Source organism: Erythrobacter sp. WG (assembly GCF_026586795.1).
In the GTDB taxonomy this organism is placed as follows: domain Bacteria; phylum Pseudomonadota; class Alphaproteobacteria; order Sphingomonadales; family Sphingomonadaceae; genus Erythrobacter.
This window is the reverse complement of the sequence record NZ_JAPFGY010000002.1, coordinates 119,643-143,446: the sequence shown is the minus strand read 5'-3', so window position 1 is coordinate 143,446 and position 23,804 is coordinate 119,643. Positions and strand designations below refer to the sequence as shown.

28 protein-coding genes, 2 tRNA genes and 1 pseudogene are annotated in these 23,804 nt (G+C 68.2%); 11 read left to right on the top strand and 20 right to left on the bottom strand.

The features are described 5' to 3' along the window. Positions 1 to 2: 2 nt before the first annotated feature. The 6 genes and pseudogenes from OPU67_RS01855 to OPU67_RS01830 form a co-directional block, all read right to left on the bottom strand. On the bottom strand, positions 3 to 692 hold the full coding sequence (locus OPU67_RS01855; RefSeq protein ID WP_267617110.1) for a class I SAM-dependent methyltransferase: 690 nt from the start codon (positions 690 to 692) through the stop codon (positions 3 to 5). Further along, positions 679 to 1,716: a glycosyltransferase family 2 protein gene (locus OPU67_RS01850; protein ID WP_267617108.1), complete on the bottom strand. Its 1,038-nt coding sequence runs from the start codon at positions 1,714 to 1,716 to the stop codon at positions 679 to 681. The genes OPU67_RS01855 and OPU67_RS01850 overlap by 14 nt, the downstream gene beginning before the upstream one ends. Before the next feature lie 203 nt (positions 1,717 to 1,919). Continuing rightward, complete coding sequence (locus OPU67_RS01845) at positions 1,920 to 2,396, bottom strand: hypothetical protein (RefSeq protein ID WP_267617107.1); 477 nt, start codon at positions 2,394 to 2,396, stop codon at positions 1,920 to 1,922. Beyond that, positions 2,281 to 2,718, bottom strand: a complete 438-nt coding sequence (locus OPU67_RS01840; RefSeq protein ID WP_267617162.1) for a Gfo/Idh/MocA family oxidoreductase — start codon at positions 2,716 to 2,718, stop codon at positions 2,281 to 2,283. Before OPU67_RS01840 ends, OPU67_RS01845 begins: the two co-directional genes overlap by 116 nt. A gap of 64 nt (positions 2,719 to 2,782) precedes the next feature. Next, positions 2,783 to 3,190 (bottom strand): annotated as a pseudogene (locus OPU67_RS01835) (zinc-binding dehydrogenase); the annotation flags it as partial. Between the two features lie 196 nt (positions 3,191 to 3,386). Beyond that, positions 3,387 to 3,899 carry a DUF1003 domain-containing protein gene (locus OPU67_RS01830; protein WP_267617106.1) on the bottom strand — a complete coding sequence of 171 codons (513 nt, stop codon included), beginning with the start codon at positions 3,897 to 3,899 and terminating at the stop codon, positions 3,387 to 3,389. Between the two features lie 12 nt (positions 3,900 to 3,911). Between OPU67_RS01830 and OPU67_RS01825 the strand changes: the two genes are divergently transcribed. Beyond that, positions 3,912 to 4,178 (top strand): hypothetical protein, encoded by a 267-nt coding sequence (locus tag OPU67_RS01825; protein ID WP_267617105.1) that lies wholly within the window; start codon positions 3,912 to 3,914, stop codon positions 4,176 to 4,178. Between the two features lie 3 nt (positions 4,179 to 4,181). On the opposite strand, the gene OPU67_RS01820 is transcribed toward OPU67_RS01825, so the two are convergent. Genes OPU67_RS01820 through OPU67_RS01810 form a run of 3 tightly spaced genes read right to left on the bottom strand, consistent with a single transcriptional unit; the run spans position 4,182 to position 7,476 of the window. Further along, positions 4,182 to 5,426: a glycosyltransferase family 87 protein gene (locus OPU67_RS01820; RefSeq protein WP_267617104.1), complete on the bottom strand. Its 1,245-nt coding sequence runs from the start codon at positions 5,424 to 5,426 to the stop codon at positions 4,182 to 4,184. Further along, positions 5,423 to 6,160 carry an SDR family oxidoreductase gene (locus OPU67_RS01815; RefSeq protein ID WP_267617102.1) on the bottom strand — a complete coding sequence of 246 codons (738 nt, stop codon included), beginning with the start codon at positions 6,158 to 6,160 and terminating at the stop codon, positions 5,423 to 5,425. Before OPU67_RS01815 ends, OPU67_RS01820 begins: the two co-directional genes overlap by 4 nt. Then, the gene (locus OPU67_RS01810) at positions 6,157 to 7,476 is read right to left on the bottom strand and encodes an FAD-binding oxidoreductase (protein ID WP_267617101.1); all 1,320 of its coding nucleotides are present in this window, start codon (positions 7,474 to 7,476) and stop codon (positions 6,157 to 6,159) included. Before OPU67_RS01810 ends, OPU67_RS01815 begins: the two co-directional genes overlap by 4 nt. A 161-nt stretch (positions 7,477 to 7,637) precedes the next feature. On the opposite strand from OPU67_RS01810, the gene OPU67_RS01805 reads away from it, so the two are divergent. Further along, entirely contained in the window at positions 7,638 to 9,116 is a 1,479-nt protein-coding gene (locus OPU67_RS01805) for a UbiA family prenyltransferase (RefSeq protein ID WP_267617100.1), read from the top strand. After that, on the top strand, positions 9,113 to 9,583 hold the full coding sequence (locus OPU67_RS01800; protein WP_267617099.1) for a GtrA family protein: 471 nt from the start codon (positions 9,113 to 9,115) through the stop codon (positions 9,581 to 9,583). The genes OPU67_RS01805 and OPU67_RS01800 overlap by 4 nt, the downstream gene beginning before the upstream one ends. Positions 9,584 to 9,713: 130 nt before the next feature. Here OPU67_RS01800 and OPU67_RS01795 read toward each other — a convergent pair whose 3' ends face one another. From OPU67_RS01795 to OPU67_RS01785, 3 genes are all read right to left on the bottom strand, one after another. Next, the gene (locus OPU67_RS01795; RefSeq protein WP_267617097.1) at positions 9,714 to 10,148 is read right to left on the bottom strand and encodes a DUF6538 domain-containing protein; all 435 of its coding nucleotides are present in this window, start codon (positions 10,146 to 10,148) and stop codon (positions 9,714 to 9,716) included. A 144-nt stretch (positions 10,149 to 10,292) separates the two neighbouring features. Further along, positions 10,293 to 10,368, bottom strand: a tRNA-Thr gene (locus tag OPU67_RS01790). 50 nt (positions 10,369 to 10,418) lie between these two features. After that, positions 10,419 to 10,492 (bottom strand) — tRNA-Cys (locus OPU67_RS01785). Positions 10,493 to 10,658: 166 nt separating this feature from the next. On the opposite strand from OPU67_RS01785, the gene OPU67_RS01780 reads away from it, so the two are divergent. Continuing rightward, positions 10,659 to 11,438, top strand: coding sequence for an acyl-CoA thioesterase (locus tag OPU67_RS01780; RefSeq protein WP_267617096.1), 780 nt, complete (start codon positions 10,659 to 10,661; stop codon positions 11,436 to 11,438). Between the two features lie 270 nt (positions 11,439 to 11,708). On the opposite strand, the gene OPU67_RS01775 is transcribed toward OPU67_RS01780, so the two are convergent. From OPU67_RS01775 to OPU67_RS01740, 8 genes are all read right to left on the bottom strand, one after another. Next, the gene (locus OPU67_RS01775; protein WP_267617094.1) at positions 11,709 to 11,900 is read right to left on the bottom strand and encodes a hypothetical protein; all 192 of its coding nucleotides are present in this window, start codon (positions 11,898 to 11,900) and stop codon (positions 11,709 to 11,711) included. A gap of 134 nt (positions 11,901 to 12,034) precedes the next feature. Continuing rightward, on the bottom strand, positions 12,035 to 12,865 hold the full coding sequence (locus OPU67_RS01770) for a crotonase/enoyl-CoA hydratase family protein (protein WP_267617092.1): 831 nt from the start codon (positions 12,863 to 12,865) through the stop codon (positions 12,035 to 12,037). Positions 12,866 to 12,953: 88 nt separating this feature from the next. Beyond that, positions 12,954 to 13,349: a helix-turn-helix domain-containing protein gene (locus OPU67_RS01765; protein WP_267617090.1), complete on the bottom strand. Its 396-nt coding sequence runs from the start codon at positions 13,347 to 13,349 to the stop codon at positions 12,954 to 12,956. Continuing rightward, the gene (locus tag OPU67_RS01760) at positions 13,346 to 13,786 is read right to left on the bottom strand and encodes a JAB domain-containing protein (protein WP_267617088.1); all 441 of its coding nucleotides are present in this window, start codon (positions 13,784 to 13,786) and stop codon (positions 13,346 to 13,348) included. Before OPU67_RS01760 ends, OPU67_RS01765 begins: the two co-directional genes overlap by 4 nt. 49 nt (positions 13,787 to 13,835) lie before the next feature. Further along, the gene (locus tag OPU67_RS01755) at positions 13,836 to 14,342 is read right to left on the bottom strand and encodes a hypothetical protein (RefSeq protein ID WP_267617086.1); all 507 of its coding nucleotides are present in this window, start codon (positions 14,340 to 14,342) and stop codon (positions 13,836 to 13,838) included. Positions 14,343 to 14,345: 3 nt separating this feature from the next. After that, positions 14,346 to 14,690, bottom strand: coding sequence for a hypothetical protein (locus tag OPU67_RS01750; RefSeq protein WP_267617085.1), 345 nt, complete (start codon positions 14,688 to 14,690; stop codon positions 14,346 to 14,348). Between the two features lie 25 nt (positions 14,691 to 14,715). Beyond that, complete coding sequence (locus tag OPU67_RS01745; protein ID WP_267617083.1) at positions 14,716 to 15,303, bottom strand: hypothetical protein; 588 nt, start codon at positions 15,301 to 15,303, stop codon at positions 14,716 to 14,718. 105 nt (positions 15,304 to 15,408) lie between these two features. Further along, positions 15,409 to 16,608, bottom strand: coding sequence for an LL-diaminopimelate aminotransferase (locus tag OPU67_RS01740; protein ID WP_267617082.1), 1,200 nt, complete (start codon positions 16,606 to 16,608; stop codon positions 15,409 to 15,411). 163 nt (positions 16,609 to 16,771) lie between these two features. Here OPU67_RS01740 and OPU67_RS01735 point away from each other — a divergent pair, with 163 nt between their 5' ends. The 7 genes from OPU67_RS01735 to OPU67_RS01705 all read left to right on the top strand — a co-directional run bounded on the left by OPU67_RS01735 (position 16,772) and on the right by OPU67_RS01705 (position 23,726). Next, positions 16,772 to 18,682 carry a PHA/PHB synthase family protein gene (locus tag OPU67_RS01735; protein ID WP_267617081.1) on the top strand — a complete coding sequence of 637 codons (1,911 nt, stop codon included), beginning with the start codon at positions 16,772 to 16,774 and terminating at the stop codon, positions 18,680 to 18,682. 150 nt (positions 18,683 to 18,832) lie between these two features. After that, complete coding sequence (locus tag OPU67_RS01730; RefSeq protein ID WP_267617080.1) at positions 18,833 to 19,639, top strand: phasin family protein; 807 nt, start codon at positions 18,833 to 18,835, stop codon at positions 19,637 to 19,639. Between the two features lie 198 nt (positions 19,640 to 19,837). Continuing rightward, positions 19,838 to 20,242 carry an ATP-dependent Clp protease adapter ClpS gene (clpS, locus tag OPU67_RS01725; RefSeq protein ID WP_267617079.1) on the top strand — a complete coding sequence of 135 codons (405 nt, stop codon included), beginning with the start codon at positions 19,838 to 19,840 and terminating at the stop codon, positions 20,240 to 20,242. Between the two features lie 10 nt (positions 20,243 to 20,252). After that, a complete protein-coding gene (locus OPU67_RS01720) occupies positions 20,253 to 20,759 on the top strand; it encodes a DUF427 domain-containing protein (RefSeq protein WP_267617078.1) in 507 nt (168 codons plus the stop codon). Between the two features lie 135 nt (positions 20,760 to 20,894). After that, complete coding sequence (locus OPU67_RS01715) at positions 20,895 to 22,136, top strand: LptF/LptG family permease (RefSeq protein WP_267617077.1); 1,242 nt, start codon at positions 20,895 to 20,897, stop codon at positions 22,134 to 22,136. A 10-nt stretch (positions 22,137 to 22,146) separates the two neighbouring features. Further along, positions 22,147 to 23,253 carry an LPS export ABC transporter permease LptG gene (gene lptG / locus OPU67_RS01710; RefSeq protein WP_267617076.1) on the top strand — a complete coding sequence of 369 codons (1,107 nt, stop codon included), beginning with the start codon at positions 22,147 to 22,149 and terminating at the stop codon, positions 23,251 to 23,253. Then, entirely contained in the window at positions 23,250 to 23,726 is a 477-nt protein-coding gene (locus OPU67_RS01705) for a GNAT family N-acetyltransferase (RefSeq protein WP_267617074.1), read from the top strand. Before lptG ends, OPU67_RS01705 begins: the two co-directional genes overlap by 4 nt. Positions 23,727 to 23,804: the final 78 nt, after the last annotated feature.

The following is a 23,804-nucleotide window of genomic DNA, read 5'->3' as shown; positions in this document are numbered from 1 at the left end:
GCTCAGCGGGCGAGGAGGCGATATTGCGCGCCCAGCGGCAGCCAACCGAGCCCCCGCTCGAGCGGGCGCAGCGGTGCGAGCGCCGCCGGGAAGAACAGCGTCCACTTGAGGTCGACATCGGCGAAGCCTGCCGCCCGGAAGCGCCGGCGCATTTCGGGCGCGCTGATCAGCACCGCGTTGGCATCGAAGGGGCAGGTCGCCACCGCGTGCCGGGTGAGCGGGTTCCAGGGATTGTGCTCGAACAGCACGAAGCGCCCCTCGGGCGTCAGCGTGCGCCTGATTTCGGCGAGCAGGCGGATATGGTCTTCAGCCGGGATGTGGTGGAAGACGCAGGCCGTGAACACGAGGTCGAAGCTGCCATCGGCAAACGGCAGCGTCCGGCCGTCATAACAGACGGTCTCGATCGGGCGGATCGCACGCGCTTCGCAATGGGTCAGCGAGCGGGCCGAAACGTCGAGCGCGGTGAGCGCCGCCTCGGGGAACGCGGTCTGGAGGTGGGCGATACAGTTCCCGCGACCGGCGCCGAAATCCATGATCCGCCGGGGCGCGACGCCTGCTGCGGCAAGGGCGCGGGCGGCTTCCTCGGCCTTGTAGGCGGCGAAGAAGTCCGGGTCCTCGCCGCTCAGTCGCACCGAGGCGGCGTGCTGTGCCTCGTATTCGTCGACATAGGCGTCAAATTCAGCCTGCGACACGGATCGCCTCTTCGCTGGATGCGGGAACGGGCTGCACCGCTTCACCCGCCGCAGCGGCGGTGACCGCAACCGGGTGGCGGCGCACTTCGGCGACCTGGAACAAGGGGCGGTGCTTGGATTCCATGTACATCCGGCCGAGATATTCGCCGAACACGCCGAGCACCAGCAGCTGCACGCTGCCCATGATGAGGATCAGCGCGGCGAGGCTCGCCCAGCCTTGCACCGTGCCGCCGGCGAGCCACACCCACACGATCCCCGCCAGCGAGAGGAGGCCGGCCAGGCCGAACAGCATTCCAAGGTGCGAGGCGAAACGCAGCGGCACCGTCGAAAAGCTGGTCACGGCGTCGATTGCCAGCGCCACCATCTTGCGCAGCGGGTATTTGGTCTCACCGGCAAAGCGCGCGTCGCGCTCGTAGGGGAAGGGCACCTGGCTGAAGCCGACATAGCTGACGAGCCCGCGAATGAAGCGGTAGCGTTCGGGCATGGCGTTGAGCTGATCGACCACGCGGCGGGTCATCAGCCGGAAATCGCCGGTGTCGGGCGGGATGTGGGTGTCGACCAGCTTGTCGAGCATCCGGTAGAACAGCGCTGCCGTGCCGCGCTTGAAGGCGGTCTCGCCATGGCGCTTGATCCGCTGGCCATAGACGACGTCATGACCCTCTCGCAGCTTAGCGAGCATCGGCGCCAGCAGTTCGGGCGGGTCCTGGAGATCGGCGTCGAGGACGAACACGATCGCGCCGCGCACGTGGTGCAGCCCTGCGGTGAGGGCCAGCTGGTGGCCGTGATTGCGCGCCAGATCGATCGCGACGATGTGCGGATCGCGCTCGGCATGGGCGCAGATCCGCGCCCAGCTGGTGTCTTTCGAACCGTCGTTGACGAGGATCAGCTCATAGTCCGCCCCGAAGCAGCCGCGTGCCGCTGCGGTCACGCGGGCGACCATCGCGTCAAGGCCGTCCTCCTCGTTGTAAACGGGAACGACGATCGACAGCGCGCAGGAGCCCGGTGCTGCTTGCGGAACCTGCACGTTGCCACCCCTCCCGATCCGGTCCGCAGACCCTAGCCGAACATGGTTAATGAAGCGTTGGAGGCCCTGCGTCCCGGGCGCGCAGCCGGTGACAGGAGCCGAAAGCTCGCCGCTTTCATCGGCGGCGGGCACCGGCACGCCCTTTGGACGAAGTTTGCAGGGCTCGCAAGGCGAAGCTTTGCGCCGCCCCGACGCTGGGCCGATCAACCCGCTCCGGCGGCGGCATAGATCCGGTCGATAAGCGCGGAGGCATCGAGGATCCGCCGCGCCTCTGGGTCGAAGCGCGCATTTTCGGCGATACGCCTGGCCCAAGCGGCGGCGGCGCGTCCGCCCCAGTCGTCGGGCGGGGCAACAAGCCGCTCGCACGCGATGCCGGTGAGATGAACGAGTTCGAGATCGTAGAAGCTCCCGCCGACGTTGCGCAAGGAAGCACCGCCTCTTGTGCCGTAAGGGCTCGCCTCGATCACCGCGTCCTGCCCCGCGTTGAGGCGCCACGAACAGGCGAGCCGCACCGCCGCGCCGCCGGCGAGATCGAAGGTGGCGACGGCGTAGTCTTCCACTTCGTCAGTCTTGGTCCCGAGCGGCCTGCCGCCGCCGAACATCTGCGCATTGACGCCTTTCACCTTCGGGAAGCCGGTGAGCCACAGGATCAGGTCGGCAAGGTGGATGCCGAGGTCCATCAGCCCCCCCCGCCTGACTGGGCCTTGGCGTAGAACCACGGCTTGTCCGCCCCGTAGGCGTTGTGAAACACGAGATCGGCGACAAAAATCTCTCCGAGCGCGCCGCTGCGAACCAGTTCGGCCAGCGCCGTGGCGGCGGTATGGCGGTATGGCGGTAGGAGAAGTCGACCGCCAGCAGCCGGTGGGCAGCCTCGGCGGCGGCGATCACGGCGCGCACCTCCGCGCTGCTTCGCCCCAAAGGCTTCTGGCAGAACACCGCAAGGCCCCGTTCGAGCGCCGCGATGGCCTGCTCGGCATGGAGCGCGCTCGGAGTCGCGTTCATGAGCGTTGACGACGTCGATGCCCTTCCAGTTCCAGCCCTGCATGTTCACCTGCCGCGGCCCGTCCTGGTGGTAGCCCGCGATCACCAGCCGTCCGCCAAAGCCGACCAGCTCGCCCGCGAGGTCGAGCGGCCATTGCTTGCCGACGCATTCGATCACCCGCTCGCACAGGGTCTCGCCGGTGACGGCCTTTACGTCCTCGATGATCCGCCAGTGATCGTCCATGACGATGGTCTCGGCCGCGCCGTAGTTCCGGGCGAGCTCGAGGCTCTCCTGGCGACGCGAGATGGCGATGACCGTCGCCCCCGCCTCGCTCGCCAGCCGGGTGAGCACCGCGCCGAGAAAGCCGATGCCGATGATCGCGACATGCTGGCCCGCCGGAATCTCGCTGCGGCGGAAGATGTTGAAGGCGCAGCCCAGCGCCTCGCCGGGGAAGGGCTGGCCCTCCAGTTCGGGGGGTAGCGTCACGACCATCGCCGCCGGCACGACATCGGCCTCGGCGTAAGACCGGTAGCCGAGCGCCGCCACCAGGTCGCCCTCGGCAAGCCCGGTCACGCCCGGGCCGACCGCCTCGATCCGCACCCGGACCTCGCCCTCGCGGGCGCGGGCCGCGCGACCTCCTCGATCCGCATCTCGCCCGGTGCCGCCAGCACCGCCGCCTGCATGGTCATCACGAACCCCTTGTCTCGTGTTGATCGATCTCGTCGAGCACCTCGCCCGCGACCACGTCCTGCTCGATCTCGGCGAGCTCCGCGCTGTCGACCGGCACCCCGAGGCGCTCGGCGAGGCGGTGCAGCAGTTCGGCGAGGCGAGTCAGCTCGTGCTCGGTGAGGAGCGAGATGTGGAGGTCGAGGTCTGCCCGCCGGTCGGCGAGCGCGGCCATCCGGTTGTGGCTGATGAGCACGAAGGTCGACAGGAAGATCGCCTCGAGCGAGGCCGCGCTTGCGAGGATTACGAAGCTCGGGTCAAAGCGCGGGCCGGGCAGCCAGCCGAGGTTGACGGCGATCCACACGACGACAATCGCCACGTGGACCCAGACGAAGACCATCGAGCCGGTAAAGGCGGTGATGTGCCGCGCCAACCGCTCGGACCACGGCGCGCGCGCATTCTCCTCGCCCTCGCGCTCGGAGAGGGCGACGATGTTCTCGCGCAGTGTGCCGCTGAGGCCGGCGGGTGCGGGCATCAGCCGGCCGCAATGAAGGCTTCGAGCGCGGCGAAAGCCTCGTCGTCGGTCATCTGCTCAGGGGGATCCACCCGCCGCCGCCCGGACATCAGCACGGCGCGCGCGGTGCTCGGCTGGGAGCCGACGACGTCGCTGGTCACCGGCCTGCGCAAGACCTTCGCCTGGTTCGCCGCGGAGCACGGCGCGGGCCATGCGGCCCCGCTCGCGGCGGAGCGGCGCGAGCGGCTCAGCGAGGCGCCCTTCATGTTCGCGAAAGAACGCGCCGAGGCGGCGCGCTAGGGATCAGGCGCCCTGCGGGGCAAGCGCATCGCTTGCGCCCGCGCGGGGACGGTGCAGCAGCCAGCCGGTCGCGACGCACAGGGTGACGAGCAGCAGTCCAGCCAGAGCGAGCCCGCCCCCCGCGCCGGCCTGCCCGGCCGCACCCGCCTCCGGCTGCATGGCGTTGACGATCATGCCATACCCCCCCGTCGCCCACGCCAGCGCCAGGAGCCCGGCCAGCGCGCGGCCCGACGTCCGGGCGGCGAGGTCGGGCAGGACGAAGGCGAGCGCGATGCCGAGGATCGCAAGGTCGTAGTCGTAGCTGTAGGGGCTGACGAACAAGGACAGCGTGCAGATCAGCGCCGCGCGGGCCGCGAAGCCAAGCCGGGCGAGCGCCGCCCAGGCCAGCGCCAGAACGGCGGCAAGGGCGATGGCGGCGTGGCCGATCATCGCCGCCTCCGCAGGCACGCCGAAGGTGAGCAGGGCCGCATAGGCCGACGTCATGCGGTACATGGGGTAATAGCCTCCGGCGAGGAACGCCCCCGCCTCGCGCACCGCACCGAGAAAATCGGCCCAGACCCCGACACCGTAGGCCAGCGTTGCCGCTCCGGCCGCGGCCAGGACGACGGCCGCAGCGATCCCGACCACGTCCCACCGCCGTCCGAACAGCGCGAGCAGGCCCACGCCCACCGCCAGATGCGGCTTGATGACCAGCAGTCCCAGCGGCAGGCCGGCCACCGCCCTGCGGTCGCGCCACGCCAGCAGGAAGGCGCCGATCAGCCCGGCGACGAGAAAGCCGTTCTGTCCGGTGCGCAGGTTGAGCATGACGATCGGCAGCAACGCGATCAGCACCGGCAGCAGCCATTCCCCGGCGATGCGGCGCAGCACCGCGAGGTAGAAGCCGAAGCTCGCCAGTGCGAACAGGGCATAGGCCGCGCCGACCGGCAGGCGGGCCAGGCTGTCCATCAGCAGGGTGAAGGGCGGCGGATAGGTCCAGGGCATGAAGCTTGCGATCGGGCTTGCCTCGGCCTGCACCTTGAGCATCGCGGCGGCATCGTAGGCGTCGGCAACCCGGCCCTCGCCCGCCAGCCGCCCGGCGATGTGGAAGGCATCGAAATCGGTCAGCTCCTTGACCAGCCCGAACTGCTCCGGCGACTGGAACCGCACCGCCGAAATCGCCACGAGCAGCACCGCCACCACGAGATAGCAGGCGAGGAGCAAGCGGCTGCGGCCGATCGCCTCGGCAACCGATGGTCCGGTTCGGCTCAAAGGCTCGTCCCCTTGAAGATCCGTTCGGGAATGGCGCGGATCACGGTCATGACAAGACGCCAGATCGGCTTCACGTAGATGACGTCGCGGCGCTTGGCGGCGGCCTGATAGATTCCCTCGGCGACCGCATCGGGCTCGGCGGTGAGGCGCAGGGGCAGGTCCATGCCGGCGGTCATGCGGGTGCGCACGAAGCCGGGCAGCACGGTCATCACGTGCACGCCGCGCTTCGACAGGCGGTTGCGCAGGCCGGACAGGAAAGCGGTGTACCCCGCCTTGGCCGAGCCGTAGACATAGTTGCTCGCCCGCCCGCGGTCGCCCGCGACCGAGCTGATGCCGATGATCGTCCCGCTGCCGCGCTCCGCAAAGCGGTTGGCGATCAGGCCGGTGAGGAGCGCCGGGCCTTCGTAATTGCTGCGTATCACCAGCGTGGCCGCCGCCGGGTCCGCTTCGGAAACCGCCTGTTCGCCGAGAACCCCGACGACGCAGATCGCTGTAGCGGGGAGGACCGGCAGGCTGTCGAGGAAGGGGCCGAAGCTGGCGGCGTCGAGGATGTCGAGTTCGTGCACGCTCGCCTTCACCCCGTGGCGCAGGGCGAGATCGGCGGCATCGGCGGCAAGGCCTTCGCTGCGGCGCGCGGCGAGCTGCAGGTCGTGCCCCGCGGCGGCGTAGCGGCGGGCGAGCGCCATGGCGATATCGGAACGCGCGCCGATGATGAGCACGGGCTGGGCGGTCATAGGCAGAGCCTTTCGGATTGGCTGGAACGGAACAGGCCGAGGGCGCACTCGCGGCGCATCGCCGCAAAGGCCCCGGCCCGGGGATCGGAACGGCGCAGCGTGGCGGCCGCCATGCGCGCGTCCTTGGCGAGGTAGAAGCGCCCGCCGTGATCGAGCGTGATCGCGTCGAGCCGGTCCATCAGGCTCGCGCTGCGCTCGGAAAAGGGGAAGTCGAGCGCCAGGGTGTAGCCCTCGCGCGGGAAGGACATCCCTCCCGCCTCGCCGCCCATGCGCTTCAGGACCGACAGGAACGAGCCTTGCCCGCTCGCGGCGATCGCCTGGAGGAGCGCGGTCAGCCCCTCCTTTGCGGCGCCGGTGGGCAGCACGCACTGGAACTGCATGAAACCGCGCGCGCCGTAGATGCGGTTCCATTCGAGGATCGCGTCGAGGGGGTAGAAATAGCTGTCCCAGTCGACCACGCTCGTCCCTGCTCCAGCGCGGGCATTGCGGTGGTAGAGCGCGTTGAAGGCGCGCACCGTCATGCGGTTGAGCGCGACTTGCGGCAGATCGACGGGCACCTTGCGCACCGGCTTGCGCGGCACGTGGAAAGGGGCCGAACGGCGCACCCGCGACAATTCGTCCGTCGTCGCGTGCTCGCCCAGCATCAGCGCCGATCGCCCCATCGCCGCCCCGGTGGTGAGGCAATCGATCCACGCGACCGAATAGGTGGCGGCCTCGTTGGCCTCGAACAGCGCCATGACCTCGCCCAGATCGCGCGCGGGCAGCGTGGTCTGGCGGATCCAAGCGCTCTCCACCCGACGCAGGCGGAAGGCGACGCGCAGGATGATCCCGGTGAGGCCCATGCCGCCGATCGTCCAGGCGAACAGCTCCGCATTCTCCTGCGGGCTGCACCGCAGCACCGTGCCGTCCTCGGTCATCAGGTCGAGCCAGTCGACGAAGCGGCCGAAGGTGCCGTCGCGGTGGTGGTTCTTGCCGTGGACGTCGGCCGCGACCATGCCGCCAATGGTCACGAACTTGGTGCCCGGCGTCACTGGCGGGAACCAGCCGCGCGGCAGGAAGGTGGCGATCACGTCGGCAAGCAGCACGCCCGCCTCGACCACCAGCTGGCCGTTCTCCTCCTCGAAGGCGAGCATCCGCCGGAAGGCCCGCATATCGATGGTGGCGTTGCGCTGCATCGCGCAGTCGCCATAGCCGCGCCCGTTACCGCGCGCGATCCGGGGCCCCTCGGCAAGCGCCATGCGCAGCGCCGCCTCGTCGCGCGGGGCATGGACGCGGCACAGCTGACGGGGGAAGCGCCCCCACCCCTCGATCATCATGCGCGATTGCCCACAGCCTTGCGTCGTCCCTGCCTCGGTCGTTCCGGTCGATAGCGCGCGGGGCGCCGGTCGGATGAACCGTCCTTATAGTTAACGACTTAATAAATCCTCATCGCGTAGGCAGGCCTCGGCAATCGCGCCGCAAGGGAGCCAACCAGACGATGAACATGATGACGGCCCTGAGCGCGTTCGATGCCGGGACGGCAGCGCCCGGGACCGCACGGCGCGTGCTCGTCGTCGATCTCGACAACACCCTGGTGCGCACCGACCTGCTGCATGAAAGCGTCTGGCGCGCACTCGCCATGGCGCCCGCGAACGGCATTGCCGCCCTCAGCCGGATGCCGCGCGGACGCGCCGATCTGAAGGCGCAGCTCGCCGCGGCGGGCCGGATCGACGCCGCGACCCTGCCTTACGACACCGACGTGCTCGAAATGGTGCGGGCGGCGCGGGCGCAAGGTCGGCTGACGGTGCTGTGCACCGCAGCCGACACCCGCATCGCCCAATCCGTGGCTGCGCATCTCGGCCTGTTCGACGAGGTCTATGGCTCGGACGGGGTCACCAATCTCAAGGGCCGGGCCAAGGCCGACTTCCTGACGGCGCGCTTCGGCGAAGGCGGCTTCGACTATATCGGCGACAGCGCTGCGGACCTGCCGGTCTGGAGACGCGCGCACGCCGCGATCACGGTCGGCCTGCGCCCGTCGCTGCGCCGCCGGGTGACGAGCATCGGCGGCGAGGTCTCGCACATCGCTCGCCCCGGGAAAGGCTTCGCGCCGTACCTGAAGGCGATGCGCCCGCACCAGTGGCTGAAGAACATCCTCGTCTTCCTCCCGGTGCTCGCTGCGCATGACTTCGCGCCCGCCACCTGGCTCGCGGCCATCGCCGCCTTCTGCGCCTTCAACATGGTCGCCTCGAGCGTCTACCTTACCAACGACCTGCTCGATCTCGAGGCCGACCGCGCGCACCCGCGCAAGCGGCTGCGCCCCTTCGCATCGGGTGAGGCCGCGGTGCTGCACGGCTCGCTGCTGGCGGCCGGGCTTCTGGCGCTGGGCGCCTGCCTTGCGCTGCTGGTGGGCCGGGCGGAGTTTATCGCCGTGCTGGCGGGCTATTACCTCCTCACCACCGCCTATTCGATGGCGCTGAAACGCAACCTCATCATCGACATCAGCACGCTCGCCGGGCTCTACACCATGCGCGTCGTAGCCGGTAGCGCGGCAACCGGAATCCCCTTGTCGCAATGGCTGATCGGCTTTGCCCTGTTCTTCTTCTTCGCGCTCGCCGCCGTGAAGCGCCAGGCCGAACTGGTCGACGGCCTCGCGACCGGCCGCGACAAGGCAGCGGGCCGCGCCTACGAGACCGCCGACCTGCCGATCGTCACGATGATGGCCATCGCGGCGGGATACGCCGCAGTGCTGCAATTCGCCCTCTACCTGAATTCCGATGACGTGCTGCGGCTTTACCAGAGCCCCAAATTCCTGTGGGGTGTCGGCCCGATCCTGCTGTTCTGGATCAGCCGCATGGTGATGCAGGCGCATCGCGGGCAGATGCACGACGATCCGATCATCTTCGCGGTGCGCGACCGGGTGAGCCTTCTGTGCGGGCTTGCCGTGGTCGGGCTGGGGCTGGCGGCGGCGCTGCTGTGAGCCCGGCGACGCTGGCCCTGCGCTACGCCGCCTTCGCCGCTGCGGCGACCGCCGCCAACCTCGCGGCCCAGCGGCTGGTGCTCTGGACGGGGCACACGGCCATGCCTGCCATCGGCGAGGGCGTGCTGCTGGGTGCGGCGATCCTTGTCGGGACCGGCGTCGGCCTGGTGCTGAAATACGTGCTCGACAAGCGCTGGATCTTCGCCGACCGCGAGACCGGGATCACCGCCCACACCCGCAAGTTCGGGCTCTACACCGCGATGGGTCTCGTGACGACCGCGATCTTCTGGGGTTTCGAGACCGCCGCCTGGTCGATCTGGCGCACCCCGTCTGCCCGCGAACTCGGCGCCGTCGCCGGCCTCGCGATCGGCTATGCGGTGAAATACCGCCTCGACCGCCGCTTCGTGTTCCGCCCCGCCGCGAGCGCTGCGGCCTTCAAGGGCGCGCTGCGGGCCGGCCGCGGCTGAGGGCACCCGCGCGAGGTCCGGACAACGGCACGCGCAGAGCCAGAGCCGGCGCTCAGGATGCAGCGCCGCACTGTTCGCGCTGGACTTCGGCGACCTCCTTGATTGTGCACAGGGCCTGCCCGTCGAAGGCTCACCCCGTCCCGCCGCCAAGCGTCTCGCAGCGCCAGGTTTCGGCCTTCACTTCGGCGCTCAGAAGCTTGCCGATGCCCGCATCCACATAAGCGTGGAGGCTCTTGCTGGTTCGAGATGAGGTCGGATCGCTCGGGTAAAGACCGCGAAGCTCATCGAAGGTGCTGCTGGAATTGCGGGAAGCGGCAACGGTAGGGAAGCGCTTGATCTCACCGAGCACGGCAGTCGGCGGCATTTGTCGCGCATGGTCGAAAGTAGCCGCAGCTTCGAGGGCACATCGCGCAGCCAGACGGTTGGCGAGCGTCGACGAATACGTCTTCAGAGACCGCGACAGATGCGTCCTTCCGATGATCGCGTGCGGATCGTGCGGAACCCGAATGCGAGATTGGTAGATCGAGCCGCGACGCCACACGCCATCGGCGCGCGTGAGTGACACTGCTGCGCGACACTTCGGAACAGTGTTTCCGAAGCCCTTCAGACGGTTAACCCGATGCCAAACCGATCATGTGCGGCACATCTGTGCGACACTTTGGCCGAGACGATTGGCTAGATCGTTGAGAAAGCGTGGAATTTTGGGAAGTGGTGCCGCTTACGTGACTCGAACACGTGACCCCATCATTACGAATGATGTGCTCTACCGACTGAGCTAAAGCGGCATCCTCGCTCGCGGCCCTAGATCGGGTGGGACGCGGGCGCAATGCAAAGGTGGAGGCCCGAGCCGGAATCGAACCGGCGTATACGGATTTGCAGTCCGCTGCGTCACCACTCCGCCATCGGGCCGAGCCTTCCGGAGACGAAGCCCCCGGACGGATGCGGGGCACTAGCGATTCGGGTGCGGCTTGGCAATGTGTCTTCGTTTGCGATTGCGCAGGCCTGCGACAGAGACCGCCCCCCTTCCCCAACGTCAGTCTGGACGAGGTGGCGCGCGCGGGGCATGGCAGGGGCCATGACCATCGCCAGCCTCCTCGAACCCGTCACCGGCCAGCCCGGGCCTGCCCGCCTCGTCCATGCGGCCGACTGGATGCAGGGGCGAACGCTTTACGGCGGGGCCTCGGCGCTGGTGGCCTATACCATGGCGGTGCGCGCCTTTCCGGGCCTGCCGCCGCTGCGCGCGGGCCAGATCGCCTTCGTCGCGCCGGTGGGCGAGGACATCGAACTGCGCGCCGAGATCATCCGCCAGGGCCGCAACGTGACCCAGGTGCGCTCCGAGATCCTCGCCGAGGGCCGCATCGCGCTCTCAGCCTTCTGGCTGTTCGGCGAGGGGCGCGCGCCGAATGCGCACCATGCCCCGGCGCGTCCCGACGATTGGCCGGGCGTTCCGGAGGAGAGCGACGTCGTCACCCACCAATTCGCACCCGCCTTTGTCGCCAGGAACTTCGAGCTGCGCCGCAGTCATCCCAAAGGCAGCGACACCGGCGCAACGGTGCGGCGCTGGGCACGGCTCACCGAGGCGCACGATCTCGACCCGGTGGCAAAGCTGGTGCTGATGGGCGACGTCATGCCGCCGGGCGCGATGCGCGCGATGCAGCGGCAGGGGCCGGTCAGTTCGATCAACTGGTCGTTCAACGTGCTCGACCCGGAAAGCCGCTCGCGCGGGGGCTGGTATCTTGCCGAGAACGCGAGCCAGCACGCAGATAGCGGCTATTCCTCAGAGCGCCTCAGGATGTGGGATGCCGACGGGCGCCAGGTGCTCGACGGCCTGCAATGCGTAGCGGTGTTCGGATAACGCCCGCCGCGAACCACACCATTCTGTCTCCGTTTCATTTCCTCATTAGAGAATATCGGAAGCGGACGAACACGGGGGCTTGGCGAGGACTGCGGCATCGCTGGGTGCGGGAAGGGGCTAACGATAGAAAAGAGCGGCCACGGACTTACCGGTTGCTAGGGCTGAGGATAACGCAAGGTCATTTGGCAGACATTCGATCTCAGTCGGATCGAGGCAAGTCGATCCGACGCGAGCTCATCATGACGCTGACGGACATGGCCGCGCTCACCGTCAGAGCGACGGCGCTGCGCGATCAACTTTTGTAGCTGCTCTCAGCATTGCAACAATCAGCTCTCGAGCAAGAACACCTAAGCGCTTGGCGGGAATTTGCACAAAAGCCTCAGCGTCATGCGCCTCCTGCATGGCCGCTACACCCGCCTCAACCAACGCGTCCGTAATCTCAATCTCAGCGGCTTCCGCCATATAGCACCTACGTCAACATCGCAGAGCCATTCCGCCGCGCGCGGTCGCTGGTCACAGACAGTATCCAACGCCCAACCTCGGCCGATATCGGGCCGCCATGCTGCGGGCGGTAACAATCCCCGCGCCGCCTGGCCTCAAAGATCCTCGAAGTTGGGCTTGCGCCGCTCCATCTCCGCCATCACGGCCTCGACCTGATTGCGGCTGCGCAGGATGCCGTGCTGTTCGATGCTTTCCTCGAGCAGGATCGCGTCGGTCTCGCGCTCCCACATCCCGGCCTGGAGGCGCTTGGCGGCGCGGATCGCGTGGGGGTTCTTGAGCGCGATGGTCCGCGCGATGGCGAGCGCGCGGTCGCGGGGGTTCGCGTCGACATGGGTGGCTAGCCCCAGGGCCTGCGCCTCGGCGCCGGTGAACTCGCGGTTGGTGTAAACGAGCTCGCGCAGCACATCGTCGCGCACCAGCCCGCGCCACAGGGCATAGCCGCCCATGTCCGGCACGAGGCCCCATTTCATCTCCATGATCGCCATCCGGGTTTCGGGGTGAACGATGCGGATGTCGGCGCCGCTCGCGATCTGGAGGCCGCCGCCGAAGCACACGCCGTGAACCGCCGCGATGACGGGGACCGGGAGCTTCCTCCACTGCATTGCCACCTGCTGCGCGCGGTTGGCGTTGCCGTAGGTGCGTTCGGTGAGGCTCGGCTCGTCCTCGCGCGGCTTCCTGGCGAAGTTGGAAAGGTCGAGCCCGGCGCAGAAGGCGCGCCCCTCTCCGGAAAGCACCACAGCGCGCAGGCCCTTCATGTGGTGGAGCGCATGGCCGGCCTCGATGATCCGCTCGAACATCTCCGCATCGAGCGCGTTCATCTTGTCGCCGCGGGTGAAGCGGACTTCGGCGACACCATCCTCGCCGAGGTCGATGGCGATGCGATCATTGGCGATCGTGGCAGGCTTGGCGGCGGTCGGGGCGGACATGGCGTGACATCCCTGGTTGGCTCGGTGGCAGGACCGCGAGATTGGCCCATCCCCTGCGTCCTGTCCAGAGCATCGGGCCCGCGGCCGGCTAGTGCCCGCGCGGCTCCGGGCCGGGGGCCAGGCTCAAGGACGGCCGGGCGGCAAGGGCATGGCCCCCGCCCCGACCGGCCGCGACAAGATCGGCAAGGCCGAAGGCGGCAAGCTTCGCCCTGAGGCGGACGATGAGGCGGGCGAGGTCGGCTGCCTCGGTGCCCGGGCGCGCCCGCCACAGGTCTGCGGTCAGTTCCGCGTCGCTGACCGACTCGCCGGGGCGTGCCGCAAGCCGCCACAGGATCGCGAATTCGCGCGGATCGAGGCCGAGCCAGCGATCCTCGACCCGCCCATCGCGGTGGGTGAGATCGAGCGTCAGGTCCCCCGCTTCGCGAAAACGCGCGGTGGCGATGTCCCTCGCGGGGAAGTGGCCGAGACCGGGGAGCGCGTTCAAAGCAGCCCCCCGGCCCGCATCGAGTAGACCGCCTCGCGGGTGATGATCAGATGGTCGATCAACGCGATGTCGAGGGCGCCCGCCACCTCGGCGAGCCGGCGGGTGGCGGCGATGTCGCACCCGCTGGGGCGGCAATGGCCCGATGGATGGCTGTGGGCGAGGATGATCCCCGCCGCATCGTGGCGCAGCGCCTCGCCGAGCAGTTCGCGCATCCGCAAGGTCAGGGCATTCATGGTGCCGATCCCGCAGGGCGCATCGCCCAGCCAGCCGCGCGCGCGATCGACGAAGATCGCGTGGCCGCGCTCTTGCGTGGCGGGCGGGGCGAGGATGACGTCGCGCAGGTAGGCGATCATCGCCGCCGTGCGCCGCTCGGGGACGGGCGCCGTCAGCCCGGCGGCCGGAAGGGGGGCGGTCAGGATCGGCACGGTCGCCGCCATGCCGCCATGGCGGCGATCTGGTCCGCGCGCGCGCTACCGCGCCGCTCTGTCATGGTCGCCACCCCAGCACCCCCGGAACCGCCTGTCGCCACTCCCGGTATGGTCCGAAGCGGCGCTGGCGCAGCGCATGACGGGCAAAGCCCGCGATGAGCAACAGGAGCTGGCAATAGGACGGCCCGATCACGAGGATTGCGTAAGCGAGCGGCGACACCTCGTGGACCAGCGCCTTGACGAGGTGCGCTGCCACGGCCACCACCTGGAAGCCGGCGATCCACAGCGGGTAATTGCGATTGGCGTTGAGCGCGATGCCGACGAACAGTGCCGCCGCCATGAGGTCGAGCGAGATGACCATCGTCGCCCAGGGGCCGATGTCCGTCGCGCTGAGACCCAGCCCCCGCGCGATGTAGACCGGCACCACCATGGTCGCGAGGAACACGCCGATCAGCCAACGTTCCGGGGCCCCGCCCCAGCGCCAGATGGCACCCGCCAGCAGCAGGCTGGCGAGATGCTGGGCCGGGACTCGGAATTCGTTGAACAGATCGAGCAGCATCGCCATCGATCAGGCCGGCATGGCGTCCTTGCGGGTCGGCAGCGCGGCGAGATCGGACGGCGGGAGGGTGGTCGGAATCCCGCTGTCCGGGCCGGCGTGCACCTCGGCGACCTTGCTGAGCTCGTCATGGACGCGCAGCAGGTTGGTCGACATCGCGAGCGCCTGGCTTTCGGCTTCGGTAAGCCGCAGCAACGCACGCTGGCCGGTGTTGACCTCGACCTCCGGGTTCTGCCGCGCGGCGAGCATCGCCTGCTTGAGGCGCGCCATCGCGATGATCGCCTCGTCGGCGAGGGCCTCGGCTTCGCGGATCAGCTTCTTGAGGTTGTGAGCATCGGCGAGAATACGGTTATCCATTTTCGGTCTCCGACGCGCCCGGTGCTCATCCGGCCGCGACACGTGGTTCCCCGGAGTAGTTCGCCTTGCCATCCGTCGCCGCGCTGAGGGTCATCGCGGCCGTCACCGCGAGGATCACGGCGGCGAAGACACCCGATGCAATCCCGATGATTGCCCCAAGCCGAAACAGGACGGCATGCTCCCCATCGAGCACTCCGGGGACGACCTTCGGTTCGCCCGGTTTCAGCCACGGTGCCTGTTCTATGAGCGGCATTGCATCGCTGAGGACCAGGTGACCCAGATCGTCCCGATCGCCGAATGCCGCCAGATCGGCGATCGGACGTAGCTGCGATTTTGTGTATGCAGGTTCGCTGAAGACCGCCACGGCGCTAGGCTCGGCGGGCGCGGCCTCGCCGTCTGCCGCTTCCGATGGCTGCGTCGCCCTGAAGTTCTCGACCAGTTCGCCGAGGCTGCCGGCGTCGTAGAAATCCTTCAATGCGCGGATATGCTGGTTGATCCGCGTCTCGGACACGCCGAGTTCCATCGCGATCACCTTGATCGGCACCCGCCGATCGATGCGCTCCATCACGGCTAGCTGACGGTCGGTCAGCCGGCGAGCGGCTCCGGACGCCATGAAAATCTCCTCGCGCGAATCCCCGATTAGGCGAAACCTCTAACCTTTTTCAGGCGAAAGGTTAATATTAATCGGATCAAATCGGTCTCAAATAAGCCGCGCGACTTACGCGGCCGAACTGTTGACGCCCAGCGATTGCAGGTAGCGGCGGATGTTGCGCGCCGCTTGGCGCAGGCGCTGTTCGTTCTCGACCATCGCGATCCGCACATAGCCCTCACCGTTCTCGCCATAGCCGACGCCCGGCGCGACCGCGACCTGCGCCTGGGTCAGAAGCTGCTTGGAGAACTCGAGACTGCCCATCGCCTTCAGCGCCGGCGGCAGCGGCGCCCAGGCGAACATCGAGGCGGGCGGCGGCGGGATCTCCCAGCCGGCGCGGCCGAACGCCTCGACCATCACGTCGCGGCGCTTCTGGTAGAGCGCGCGGTTGGTCTCGATGATGTCCTGCGGACCGTTCAGCGCCGCGCAGGCCGCGGCCTGGATCGGGGTGAAGGCGCCGTAATCGAGATAGGATTTCACGCGGGTCAGCGCCGCAATCAGCTGGCGGTTGCCGACCGCGAAGCCCATCCGCCAGCCGGCCATCGAATAGGTCTTGCTCATGCTGGTGAACTCGATCGCCACGTCCTTGGCGCCCGGCACCTGCATGATCGAGGGCGTCGGGTTGCCGTCGAAATAGAGCTCGGAATAGGCAAGGTCGCTGACCACCCAGACCTGGTTCTCCTTCGCCCAGGCGACCAGCCGCTCGTAGAAGGCGAGGTCGACGATCTCGGAGGTCGGGTTCGAGGGGTAGCTCACCACCAGCACCGAAGGGCGCGGCACGGTATAGTTCATCGCCCGCTCAAGCGATTCCCAGTAATGCTCGTCCGGCGTCACCGGCACCGAGCGGATCGTCGCGCCGGCGATGATGAAGCCGAAAGTGTGGATCGGATAGGAAGGGTTCGGCGCCAGCACCACATCGCCCGGCGCGATGATCGCGGTGGCGAGGCTCGAGAGGCCCTCCTTCGAGCCCATCGTGACGACCACCTCGGTCTCGGGATCGAGCTCCACCCCGAAACGGCGCGCGTAGTAGCCCGCCTGCGCGCGGCGCAATCCGGGGATGCCCTTGGACTGCGAATAGCCGTGGGCATCGGGCTTGGCGGCGACCTCGCACAGCTTGTCGATGACGTGCTGCGGCGGGGGCTGGTCGGGGTTTCCCATGCCGAGGTCGATGATGTCCTGCCCGGCCAGACGCGCCGCATGACGCATGGCGTTCACCTCCGCGATCACGTAGGGGGGCATCCGCTTCATGCGATAGAACTGGTCGTTCATGGCCGTCATCACCTCGTCTCATGCCGCGCCCATCGGGCCGCCGCAGCCTCTCACTAGGCGAAGATCGCCGCTACAGGGAAGCGGCTTTTCGGACGAGTTGCGATGGCGCTCGATTGACGGCATCATCGGCCCCGGCGCGGGCGGAAGGGACGATTTTCAGGCGATGGCACAGGACGGCGATCTCATGGCGGCAGCGGGAGAGGGCGTGAAGAGCTTTCTCGATATGCAAGGCGACGCGCTGCGCGAGATGATGGGCGGCAAGGGGATGGAGACGCTGCTCGGCCAGGCCCTCGAGCCGGGCGAGATCGCCGAATGGACCGCCACCGCCGCACAGCTCCAGCAGCTGTGGCTCGATTTCGCGACTCACCAGGCGCAGAGCGCAGCCGAAAAGGCAAGCGCGGGCGCGGGCGCCAACCTGTTCGACCCGGCGCAGTGGATGATGGTCTCGCAGGCGATGCTCGGCCAGATGCCCAAGGGGCTGTTCGAAGCCTCCGCCCGGCTCGCCGAAGGGCAGATGCAGCTGTGGTCAGGCATGATGCAGAGCTTCGCCGCGGGCGCGACTGGCGGCACGGCGGCCGCGGCTCCCGATCCCGCCGCGCTACCGAAGAGCGACCGGCGTTTTGCCGATCCCGCATGGCGCGAGCACCCGGCCTTCCTGCTGCTCCACCAGACCTACCTGATGCTCGCCGAATACATGCGCGAGGCGGTGAGGGGGATGGAGGGGCTCGACAAGACGAAGCGCCAGCAGCTCGAATTTGCGGTTTCCGCGCTTGCCGAGGCGATGAGCCCGGACAATTTCCTCGCATCGAACCCGGTGGTCCTGAAGCGCACCATGGAGAGCAAGGGCGCGAACCTGGTGCGCGGGATGCAGCACCTCGTCAACGACCTGAAGCGCGGGCAGCTCACCCATACCGATCCACAGGCCTTCCGCCTCGGCGAGAACCTCGCCGCGACGCCGGGCAAGGTGGTGCACGAGACGCCGCTCTACCAGCTGATCCAGTATGCGCCGACCACCGAGGAGGTGCTGGAGACCCCGCTGGTGATCTTTCCGCCGTGGATCAACCGCTTCTACATCCTCGATCTGACGCCCAAGAAGAGCTTCATCAAATGGGCGGTCGATCAGGGGATCACGGTCTTCGTGGTCAGCTGGAAGAGCGCCGACGAAACCATGGCCGACATCGTTTGGGACGATTACATCCGCGGCCAGATCGAGGCGATCGACCATGTCCGCGCGCGGCTCGATGTGCCGGCGGTCCACACCATCGGCTACTGCGTGGCCGGAACGACGCTGGCCGCGACGCTGGCGGTGCTCCACCGCCGGGGCGAAGCCGACAAGGTGAAGTCCGCAACCTTCTTCACCGCGCAGGTCGATTTTGAGCGGGCGGGCGACCTCAAGCACTTCATCGACGAGGGCCAGCTCGAGATGATCGGGCAATTGTCGCCGCAGGGCTATCTCGACGGGCGCTACCTTGCCGCCACCTTCAATGCGCTGCGCGGGCGCGACCTCATCTGGAACTATGTCGTCAACAATTACCTCTTGGGCGAGGACTACCCGGCCTTCGACCTGCTCCATTGGAACGGCGACGTCACCAATCTGCCCGCCAAGTGGCACAACGCCTACCTGCGCGATCTCTACCGCGACAACAAGCTGGTGGTGCCCGACGCCCTGTCGGCGGACGGCACGCCGATCGACTTGCGCCTCGTCGCCACGCCCACCTTCGTGCAGGCGGGGCGCGAGGACCATATCGCCCCGGCGGAAAGCGTGTGGCGGATCACGAAGCACTTCACCGGCCCGGTCGATTTCCTGCTGGCGGGCTCGGGCCACATCGCGGGCGTGGTCAATCCCCCCGCGGCCGGCAAGTACCAGTACTGGGTGGGCGACAGCGCCGCGCCGTCGCTCAAGGATTTCGTGGCAGGCGCCGCCGAGCATCCGGGCAGCTGGTGGCCGCACTGGCTCGCTTGGCTGCACCGGCAGTCGGACGCGCGGGTGCCGGCACAGGGCAAGCGGATGCCTGGCGGTCCGGGCGACACGGTGATCGAGGATGCGCCGGGCCGCTATGTGAAGACCCGCTGAGGGCGGCTTCGTACGGCAAGTACATCCCGGGCCGAGGAGCGAACCTGCTGAAGCGGCTCGCTTTCCAACATTATTGTGCACTGCACAAAAATGCTTGACTTCGCTTCCGCAATGCTTATTTTGTGCATCGCAACATGAAACGAGGTTGCCATGTCCGACGTTGAACCCAAGGCTGTCGAAGCGAAGGTCGCGATGAAGGCCGCGAAGCCTGCGACCGCCAAGATCGATGCCGCCACCCAGAAGGTGATCGCCGAGGCTGCGGCCAAGGTCGTGCCCTCCGCTCCCGAGGCTGTCGTCACCACGCCCGCGGTCGATGCGCCCGCCGACATTCTGCCCGCGTCCAAGCCGGCTCCGATCGCCACCAAGGCGCCGAAGCTCGCCAAGCGTGCGGCCAAGACCGTCATCAAGGCGGCCAAGATCAAGCCCGCGCGCAAGGCGGCCGCGCCCGCCGAGGCGGCTCAGCAGCCCGCCATCGCGCCGAAGACCAATCCCATCGTCAAGCTCAAGGATACCGTCATGGAAACCGTCAACACCACCGACCTGACCGCCACCGCCAAGGCCGCCCTCGCCGACGCGCAGGCCCGCGCCAAGACCGCCTACGCCAAGGGCACCGAATTCGCCGGCGAAGCCACCGAGTTCACCAAGGCGAACCTCGAGGCGGTCGTCGAAAGCGGCAAGATCTTCTTCGCCGGCGCCCAGGAACTCCTCAAGGACAATGTCGAGACCGGCAAGACCGTGATCGAGACCGTCACCGAAGACGCCAAGAAGGTCGCCGCAGTGAAGTCGCCGACCGAGCTGTTCCAGCTGCAGGGCGAGATCGCCCGTCGCAACTTCGACGCGGTCGTCGCCTACGGCTCGAAGCGCACCGAAGCCTGGGTGAAGCTCTATAACGACGCCTTCGCCCCCATCTCGAACCGCGTCAGCGTCGCGGTCGAGAAGGTCAAGACCGCCGCGTAAGCGCAGACACGAATTCTCCGGCCGGGCCTCTCTCCTCTCTCTCCCAACCCGGCTCACGAGAGCGCGCCGCAAGGCGCTGGCCGGCCAGACCTCGCGTCTGGCCGGCCTTTTTTCGCCTGTCGTGCCGCCACCGCTACCCCAAATGTTTCGCACCTATCGCTTGCACCTGCCCGGGCGAATCCCATAATGGGGGGGCTCATGCGATCCCCCGTCCTCGCCTCCTCCGCGCCACGCGATCCGCTGCCCTTGCGGCCGGTTGCCCCCGTGCGCGCCGCCGAGGACGACGAGGGCAAGGACGCCGGCGGCCAGGGCCAGGTCGGCGTCGCCACCAAGACCCGCGCCAAGCCCAAGAAGCCGAGCCAGTACAAGGTGCTGATGCTCAACGACGATTACACCCCGATGGAATTCGTGGTGCTGGTCCTCAAGCGCTTCTTCGGCATGGACCTCGAACAGGCGACCCGCGTGATGCTCCACGTCCACCAGCGCGGCGTGGGCGTGTGCGGGATCTTCACCTACGAGGTCGCCGAGACCAAGGTGAACCAGGTGATGGACTTCGCCCGCCAGAACCAGCACCCGCTGCAATGCACGCTCGAGAAGGCGTGAGCACACAGGGGTGAGGCAGCCGCACCACCCCGAGCCCGACCCGGTCCTGCCCGGACAGGAGAGCGTGTGGGACTATCCCCGCCCGGCCATTGCCGAGCCGACCGCCCGGCACATCCGCATCGTCCACAAGGGCACGGTGATCGCCGATACCCGCGCCGCGTGGCGCACGCTCGAAACCTCGCACCCGCCGACCTATTACCTGCCGCAGTCCGACATCGCGATGGAGCACCTGCGCCCCAATCCCGCGCGCTCGATCTGCGAGTGGAAGGGGCAGGCGGTCTACTGGGACGTCCTCGTCGCGGGCGAACGACTTGCGGGTGCAGGCTGGTCCTACCCCTCGCCCACCCCGGCCTTTGCCGGGATCAGGGACCACATCGCCTTCTACGCCGCCCCCTTCGATGCGGTGACCGTCGACGGGGAGCAGGTCACCCCCCAGCCCGGCGGCTTCTACGGCGGCTGGATCACCTCGCGCGAGGCCGGGCCGTTCAAGGGCATTCCCGGCAGCCGCTTCTGGTAGGGCCCCTCCGCCCGCACGCACGGCACGGTACGGCGCACCGCTTGGCAGGCGGCGGAAATTCGGGACATGACGCGCGCGCGCCGAGGCGCTAGGGCAGCACCGCCTTCGCGCGAAAACCGACGGACCCCAGACCTCTTGTTCAACGCCATCCCCAGCATCGATCGCTATATCCTGCGGCTCACGATCGTGCCGATGATCGGCATCTTCGCGCTCGCCGCGTCGCTGCTGATGCTCGACAAGATGCTGCGACTGTTCGATTTCGTCGCGGTCGAAGGCGGGCCGGTGGGCGTCGTCTTCAAGATGCTCGGCGCGTTGATCCCCGAATATGCGAGCCTCGCGATCCCGCTCGGGCTGCTGCTCGGGGTGCTGCTGGCCTTCAGGAAGCTCGCCACCTCCTCGGAACTCGACACGATGCGCGCGGTGGGCCTCTCCTACAACCGGCTGCTGCGGATGCCCTACGCGATCACCCTCGTGCTGATGGCTGTCAATGTCGCGCTGGTGTTCTACATCCAGCCGGTCAGCCGCTACTACTACGAGCAGATGGAATACGAGCTGCGCTCGGGCGCGCTCGGCGCCTCGATCAAGGTGGGCGAATTCACCACGCTCGCGGACCGCATGGCGCTGCGCATCGATGCGAGCGAGGACGACGGGCGCCGGCTGATCGGCATCTTCGCCCGGGTCGCCGACCGGCGCGGCCAGGTGCTCAGCATCTCCGCGCGCGAGGGCGCCTTTCTCGCGACGAAGGACAATCCCGACACGATCATCCTGCGCCTCACCGAAGGCACGATCATCCAGGACACGGGCACGCAGACCCCGCGCGTGCTGTCCTTCAGCCGCCACGACCTTCCAATAGACCTGCCCGCGATCGAGAAGTTCCGCGCGCGCGGCGATGCGACGCGCGAATACATCCTTCCCGAACTGCTGCGGATCGGCTGGAACCGTGCGAGCCCCGAACAGGCGCGCGATGCGAGCCTTGCCAGCTTCAATTTCCGGCTCGTCGAGATCCTGATGATGTTCCTGATGCCGCTGCTGGCGGTGGCGCTGGCGATCCCGCCCAAGCGATCGACCAGCGCGCTGGGGGTGTTCGTGTCGATCGTGATGGTGGTCTCCTATCACAAGATCAACCAGTACGGCGAAGGCGTCGCCTCGCTCGGACGGGTCGATCCGGTGCTCGCCTTCTGGGTTCCGTTCACACTTTTTGCCGCGCTGATCCTGTGGATGTACTGGCGCGTCGCCTATGTGCCCGGCGGCCAGGCGATCGGCGCGCTGGAAGCGGTCTTTGCCAAGCTTTCCCGCCGCCTCGCCAAGCTATTTGCGCGGCGCACCCCGCGCGCGGGCGAGACGCCGCTCGCCGCGCAGGCCGCCCCGGCGGAGTAAGGCCCGAGAGATGCAGCTCGACTTCTTCCCCTCGCGGACACTGACCTTCTACCTCGCGCGGCTGTTCATCGTGCGCATCCTTGCGGTGCTGATGATGCTGGTGCTGGTGCTGCTGATGCTCGATCTGCTGTCCGAAAGCGGCAAGATCCTCGCCGCGCCGGGCAACGGACAGGCCGAGATCCTGCGCTACGCCGGTCTGCGCGCGCCGCAGCTGGCGAGCCGCTTCCTGCCCTATTCGGTGCTGCTGGCGACGCTCATCACCCTCGTGACGCTGAACCAGAACAGCGAGGTGGTGGCGATGAAGGCGGCCGGGCTGTCCGCGCACCAGGTGCTCGCCCCGCTGCTGCTGACCTCGGCGCTGGTGGCGGGGATCAGCTTCGGCTTCAACGAACGCATCGTGACCCGCGCCAATTCCGCGCTCGCTGCCTGGCAGGCGGTCGATTACGGCCCGGTGCCCGCCGCACAGACCGCCGGCGGGGTGCGCTCCAACCTCTATCTCCTCGACGAGGGCAACATCCTTGCGGCGGCAACGCTGTCGGGCGCGGGCGCGGACATCGTGCTGACCGGCGTCACCTGGTATGCGCGCGCGCCGGGCGGGATCATCCGCGAGCAGATCCGCGCGCCGCGCGCGACCTATGCCGGGCCCGGCTGGCGGCTCGAGGATGCGACCCGTTTCGACGTCGCGGGCGCGGTGACCGAGCGCTTCCCTGCGCTGGTGGTGGGCCGGAACCTCACGCCCGAGCGGATCATGCTGCAATCGGTCGATGTCGACGGGCAGGGCTTCTGGGAGCTGAAGCGCTCGATAGACGCCTACGAGGCGGCCGGGCGCAGCACCGACGAGATGCGCGCCAAGTGGTGGCACCGCCTCTCCGGACCGCTCTCGGCGCTGCTGATGCCGCTGCTGGGCTCGGTCGCCGCCTTCGGCCTGGCGCGATCCGGCCAGCTGTTCGTGCGCGCGATCATCGGCATGGCGCTGGGCTTTGCCTATTTCGTGGTCGACAACGCTTCGCTCGCGATGGGCAGCTTCGGCGGCTACCCCCCGCTGCTCGCCGCCTGGGCGCCGTTTGTCCTGTTCCTGCTGCTCGGCGAGACGGTGCTGATCCGGACCGAGGAGTGAGGCCGACAGGCGCCCGCGACTGGTCGCTCAGGCTCGCCCGCGCGGAGGATGCGGGGGCGATGGCGGCGCTGGTCGGCGCCGGATCGCGCGGCACCGCCGACTACGCGCGCCTGATCCGCAAGGGGCGCAGCCTCGTCGCGCATGGCGGTGAGACGCTCGCGGGCCTTCTCGTCGCCGAGCCCTTCAGCCGCGAGCTGCACATCTGGGAGCTCGCCGTCGCCGCCGAGCACCGGTCACGCGGAGTCGGCTCGGGGCTGGTGCGCGCCGCGCAGATCGACGGGCGCAACATGGGCACCAGAGCGCTGACCCTGACCACTGATCGCCATGATGGCGCCGCGTTCTACACGAGGCTAGGCTTCGAGGAGGTCACTGCCCTCGACGCCCATCCGCGGCTCGCGGGCGAACTCGCGAACGAGGTCGACGACGGGCTGCCAGCCGACCGCCGCTGCGCGATGATCTGCTTTTTGGATTAGAGCCACCTTCGGTGGCGCAGACCCCCCGCCCCGCCTCCCCACCCGGCCACCATAACGTAGTGGTACTATTGGTGGCCG